This window comes from Deltaproteobacteria bacterium (assembly GCA_009929795.1).
Lineage (GTDB): Bacteria > Desulfobacterota > Desulfovibrionia > Desulfovibrionales > Desulfomicrobiaceae > RZZR01.
Map to the genome: position 1 here is coordinate 1 of RZZR01000154.1, position 5,372 is coordinate 5,372.

The 5,372-nt window shown below is 63.2% G+C and carries 5 protein-coding genes; 3 read left to right on the forward strand and 2 right to left on the reverse strand.

The window, feature by feature from the left end; all coding sequences use genetic code 11:
• Together EOM25_11945 and EOM25_11950 are read right to left on the reverse strand one after the other, a co-directional pair.
• On the reverse strand, window positions 1-753 hold a 753-nt coding region (locus EOM25_11945; GenBank protein NCC25884.1), incomplete at its 3' end, for a hypothetical protein.
• Between the two features lie 87 nt (window positions 754-840).
• Window positions 841-1,818 (reverse strand): DctP family TRAP transporter solute-binding subunit, encoded by a 978-nt coding sequence (locus EOM25_11950; GenBank protein ID NCC25885.1) that lies wholly within the window; start codon window positions 1,816-1,818, stop codon window positions 841-843.
• Window positions 1,819-1,933: 115 nt separating this feature from the next.
• On the opposite strand from EOM25_11950, the gene EOM25_11955 reads away from it, so the two are divergent.
• The 3 genes from EOM25_11955 to EOM25_11965 are packed head-to-tail and all read left to right on the forward strand — an operon-like array spanning window position 1,934 to window position 5,309.
• The gene (locus EOM25_11955; GenBank protein NCC25886.1) at window positions 1,934-3,085 is read left to right on the forward strand and encodes a lipid-A-disaccharide synthase; all 1,152 of its coding nucleotides are present in this window, start codon (window positions 1,934-1,936) and stop codon (window positions 3,083-3,085) included.
• A gap of 2 nt (window positions 3,086-3,087) precedes the next feature.
• Window positions 3,088-4,077 (forward strand): Gfo/Idh/MocA family oxidoreductase, encoded by a 990-nt coding sequence (locus EOM25_11960; protein NCC25887.1) that lies wholly within the window; start codon window positions 3,088-3,090, stop codon window positions 4,075-4,077.
• A gap of 59 nt (window positions 4,078-4,136) precedes the next feature.
• Entirely contained in the window at window positions 4,137-5,309 is a 1,173-nt protein-coding gene (locus EOM25_11965; GenBank protein ID NCC25888.1) for a DegT/DnrJ/EryC1/StrS family aminotransferase, read from the forward strand.
• The last annotated feature ends 63 nt before the right edge of the window (window positions 5,310-5,372 follow it).

Below are 5,372 nucleotides of genomic sequence, written 5' to 3' on the forward strand. Positions count from 1 at the left end.
GGGTGATTCCACGGCGTGCTCCATGGCCATTAAATGTTCTTCGAGGCGTTGTTCCAGCCGGAAGATGCCACGGAGGAATTCGACCCGTTTTTTCGATCGGGGTTCCTTGAAGCCTGACCTGATCAAGGTTTTGTTGGCGTCTTGCAGGGCCCTGAGTCTGGCCCGGGCCTCGACGATATCCTTGGAAGTGTCCCGGTCATCGAACTCGGCCTGGATCAAGGCCCGGTACAGGTCGGCGCAGGCGGACAGGGCCTCGGCCAGACCGCGTCCCAGGCCGGTGGCGGCCCGAAAGGGCAGGACGAACAGAGAGACGGCCAGGGCCACGGCAATGCCCAGGGCCGTTTCCAGAAAGCGGATGGCCCCGGTCTCGACCACGCTCTGGCCGGGTTCCCCGAGCATGAGAACAATGGCCGCGGTGATGCCGGCCAGGCGCAGGGCCTCGTTGAGTCCCGAAATGATGGCGCAGACAGACATGGTGACAAAGACGGCCACGACCATGGCCGCAGTCGGGTCCGGTACCACCAGCCCCATGAGTACACCGGCAATGGCCCCGACAAGGGTTCCCAAAAGCCGGACCCACCCGGCGTGGACACTTCCCCCGAGGTCGGCCTGCATGACGATGATGGCCGAAATCACGGCCCACAGGCTCTGGTCGAGTTCCAGGGCCTCGCAGGCCAGGGCGGCGATCAGAGCGGCCAGGGCGGTCTTGAAAGGGTGGACCAGGGCCCGACCGTTCAACGGGGATGTTTTCACGGTTTAAGCTGGATCATTCGGGTTGACGTTGAGGTCAAATTGTCCGTGAATAGTTCCAGATGGACCCTATTGCCATTCGCCCAAAGGCTACGGCTTCAGGGCGTGTTCAATTTTTCCCAGCCAGGGGTAGTCGGCCTGGAGCCTTTTCTTCATGGGTGCCAAGGCCTGTTGAAAGGCGGCCTTGTCCACCTCGTTGACGGCCATGCCCTCGGCCTCAAGTTCCATCACCTGACGCCCGGCCTCTTGCCGGACATAGTCCTTTTCCGTCTTGGCCCCATGCCGGGCTGAGCGGATGAGCCAGTCCCGCTCGTTTTCCGACAGGGATTTCCATGTCGCGGGGCTGCAGATGACCACGGCCGGGGAATAGACATGGCCGGTCAGGGACAGAAAACGCTGGAGCTGGCCGAGCTTGAAGGCATAGATGATGGCGATGGGATTTTCCTGGGCGGTCAGGGCCCCCTGGCGGAGGGCCGCCAGGGTTTCGCCCCAGGGAAGGGCCTGGGGGATGGCTCCAAGGGTCTCGAAAGCCAGGATGTGGACCCGGTTTTCCATGGTTCGCAGCCGCATGCCCTTGAGATCGCCGGGGACGACCACGGGTTTGCGGCTGTTGGTCAGGTGCCGGAAGCCGTTTTCCCAGAAGGCCAGACCGAGGAGTCCGTGATCGGCGAGAGCGTCCAGAAAGCCTTGTCCAAGGGGGCCGTCCAATACGGCATCGACCTGTTGGTGGTCGGCGAAGACGTAGGGAACGTCCAGGGCCAGAAAGTCGGGGGCGAAGTTGCCCAGGGGGCCGGTGGAGGACACGGCCAGATCCACAAGACCGAGAGTGGCTCCTTCAATGAGGGCCCGCTCGTCGCCGAGTTGACGGTTGGGGAAGATCTCGATGGTCAGACTGCCGTTGGAGAGCCTGGACAGCTCCGAGGCCATGGCCTCGGCCCCGATCTGGTAGTGGCTGACCGTGTTCACGGCGTGGCCGAGGCGCAAGGTGCGGGCCTGGGCCAAACCGACGAACAGGACGGTCGAAAGGGCGAAGATCGTGACAAGGGCGGGCACATGGGCGCGGGACATGGTGATGAACTCCTTGGATTGGGCGAAGGATCAGGGAAGGGGCCTGTGGCTCCGCTTGTGTTTTGAAGTCCTCTCCAGTAGCAGAATTCTTTTTGGACCGTAAAGCCGTTCAGGGATGAAAAAAGACCGTAAACCGGAAACCCGCCTGTGGCTGAACGTCGGAGAATCCTCCGGCGACGTCTATGGCGAGCTGCTCATGCGCGAACTCGAGGCCCTTCGACCGGGGTGCCGGTGCGCGGGTATGGGCGGAGAGCGCATGCGTCGGGCCGGGCTGGAAACCGTGGCCCGGGCCGAGGAGCTTTCCGTGGTCGGGGTGACCGAGGTTTTGGGGCACATCCCCAGGATCATCGGTCTTCTGTCCCGAGTCCGGCGGGCCATGAAGGAGTTCCGGCCCCAGGCCGTGGTCGTGGTCGACTGCCCGGATTTCCATTTTTTGGTCGTGCGCATGGCCCATAGACTGGGAATCCCGGTTGTCTACTTCATCGCCCCGCAGGCCTGGGCCTGGAGGCAGGGCCGGGTCCGTTTCCTGCGAAAATTCGTGGACAGGCTGGTATGCATCTTCCCCTTTGAGGAACCCTTTTTTCGGGACCATGGGGTCGAGGCCGTCTACGTCGGCCATCCCCTCTTGGAGGAAATGGACCTCGCAGGCTTGGGAAGGGTCACGTTCGATCCGAAGCTGATCGGCGTGCTCCCCGGGAGCAGGCGGCGCGAGGTGGAGAGTCTGCTGCCCGTTTTCGGGCAGGCGGCCCGGATACTTCTTGAGAACCATCCAGACCTCAGGTTTCGGCTCGTCCGGGCTCCCCATGTGGACCGTGCGACAGTGGCCCGGCTTTGGCCGCGGGACGTGCCCCTGGAGGTTCATGAGGCCGACGAGCGCCACGCCCGCATTCGGGAGTGCGCCTTTGTCATGGCCGCCTCGGGGACGGTGACCCTGGAATGCGCCCTGCTGGGGACACCGGCCATGGTGGCCTATCGGGTCTCGGCCTTGAGTTCGGTGTTGGGTCGGATGCTCATCCATGTACCCCATATCGCCATGCCGAACCTGATCCTGGGTCGGGGGGTGTATCCGGAGTTCATTCAGGGGAGAGCCAATCCCGATCTGTTGGCCGGGCAGGGCCTGGACTGGCTGGACCGGCCGGAAACCCTTCAGGCCGTGCGGGACGAAGTGGCCAAGATCCCGGAATTGCTGGGTCGGGGCGGAGCGACCAGGACGACGGCGGAAATCGTCCTTGATCTGGCCGCCCGATCGAGAAACAGGAGGAAATAAGCATGGGCATCCCCTTTGGGGTCGTTGGGGTCGGGCATCTGGGAAAGTTTCACGCTCGACTGGCGGCGGGCATCCCGGAATTGGATTTTCAGGGAGTCTACGACGTCGACCGGACCTGTTGTCTGGAAGTGGCCGAGACCACGGGCGTTACGGCCTGCTCATCCCTCGACGACCTGCTGCAACGGGTCGACGCCGTCAGTATCGTGGTGCCCACGGTCATGCATCACGAGGTGGCCAGGGCGGCCCTGGAAGCCGGGTGCCATGTTTTTCTTGAAAAGCCCATCACGGCCACGGTGGCCGAGGCCGAGGATCTCATCCAACTGGCCGAGGCCAGGGGCCTCAAATTACAGGTCGGACACATCGAGCGCTTCAACCCGGCCCTCCTGGCGCTTGAGGGTCACGACATCCGCCCCATGTTCATCGAGAGCCACCGGCTGAGTCCGTTCAACCCCAGAGGGACGGATGTCAGCGTGGTCCTCGACCTGATGATCCACGATCTGGACATCATCCTGAACCTGGTCGGAAGCCCGGTGGCCTCGGTGGACTCGTGCGGCGTGGCCGTGGTCTCCGAGGTCGAGGACATCGCCAACGTCCGTATCTCCTTTGAAAACGGGGCTGTGGCTAATGTGACCTCCAGCCGGATTTCAATGAAAGCCATGCGGAGGATGCGTCTTTTTCAGCCGAACAAATACCTCATTCTCGATTTTTTGGAGAAAAAGGCAGAAATTTTCACCCTCCCCGAACCGGGAGGCAAGGGTCCGGGTCTGCCGGTGGCGACCCTCGGCACGGGCGACCGGAGCAGACCCGTGTACTATGATCGTCCCCAAAGCCCGGAAGTAAACGCCCTGGAGATGGAACTCCGTGAATTTGCTCGGGCCGTGTCGGCCGGGGAGAACACAAAGGTGACAGGCCGGGAGGGGCTCCGGGCCCTGGAGCTGGCCACGACGATTCTCAGGCAGATGAAGCGGGGGCCGGCCACAGGCCGGTCGTGACCCGGCCGGGGGTCGAGAACGAATCGACCTCACTATGGCCATACATTCAAGGAGCACTCATGGCGACGACATTGCCGTTCGTGGATTTGAAGACACAGTTCGCGCTATTGGAGCCGGCGATTCGAGAGAGAATGGATGCCGTTTTGAACCACGGGCAGTACATTATGGGCCCCGAGATCGAAGAACTCGAGGGCCGTCTGGCCCGGTTCGTGGGCAGCAGGCACGCCGTGGCCTGCGGATCGGGGACCGACGCTCTGCTCATGGCCCTGCTGGCTCTCGGTGTTGGGCCCGGTGACGCGGTCTTCACCTCGCCCTTCACCTTCGTGGCCACGGCCGAGGTCGTCTCCCTGCTGGGCGCGACGCCGGTTTTTGTGGACATCGATCCCAGGACTTTTAACATGGCCCCCGAGGCATTGTCCCAGGCCGTGGCGGCCATGCGGACCAAGGACCCCCTGGCCTATCCCCTCCCGGCCAATTATGCCGACCTGGCCCCCAAGGCGATCATTGCGGTGGATCTTTTCGGCCTGGCCGCGGACTACGACGCCATCCGGGCCGTGGCCGACGAGGCCGGTCTGCCGGTCATTGAGGACGCGGCCCAGTCCCTGGGCGCGGGCTACAAGGGCAGGGTGGCCGGGAATCTCGGCTTGATCGGCTGTACCTCGTTTTTTCCGGCCAAACCCTTGGGGTGTTACGGCGACGGGGGGATGTGCTTCACGGACGACCCGGAACTGGACGCATTGCTCAGATCCATCCGTAACCACGGCCAGGGCCGGGATAGATACGAGAACGTCCGGGTGGGCATCAACGGTCGACTGGACACTCTGCAGGCGGCCATCCTCCTGGCCAAGCTGGACGGATATCCCGAGGATATCCGGATGCGGGACCGGGTCGCGGCCGGGTATACCGAACTGCTCGGCGATCTGGTGCCCACGCCGGTGATCCCTGAGGGATATACCTCGGTCTGGGCCCAGTACACGGTAATGGCCCAGAACAGCCAGGAAAGGGACCGCATCCGTCGGGCCCTCGCCGAGGACGGAATCCCCACGGCCGTCTACTATCCCAAGCCGCTCCATCTCCAGAAGGCCTTTGCACCTTGCGGTTATTCCCAGGGTGTCCTTCCGGTCAGCGAGTCGGCCAGCCACAGCGTGTTCAGTCTACCCATGCACCCCTACGTGTCCCTCGAAAGCCAGAAGGTAGCGGCCCAAAGCATCCGCCGGGCCCTGGCCGGCTGAGGGCTGAAAGGAATCCCGCTATGATCGTCAAGAAGATCTTTTCGCTGGGACTGTCCGTGGAGG

Excerpts from the sequence above, each read along its gene's own strand:
- EOM25_11950 (NCC25885.1), bottom strand. The coding sequence starts at position 1,818 with ATGTCCCGCGCCCATGTGCCCGCCCTTGTCACGATCTTCGCCCTTTCG.
- EOM25_11955 (NCC25886.1), top strand. The coding sequence starts at position 1,934 with ATGAAAAAAGACCGTAAACCGGAAACCCGCCTGTGGCTGAACGTCGGA.
- EOM25_11960 (NCC25887.1), top strand. The coding sequence starts at position 3,088 with ATGGGCATCCCCTTTGGGGTCGTTGGGGTCGGGCATCTGGGAAAGTTT.
- EOM25_11965 (NCC25888.1), top strand. The coding sequence starts at position 4,137 with ATGGCGACGACATTGCCGTTCGTGGATTTGAAGACACAGTTCGCGCTA.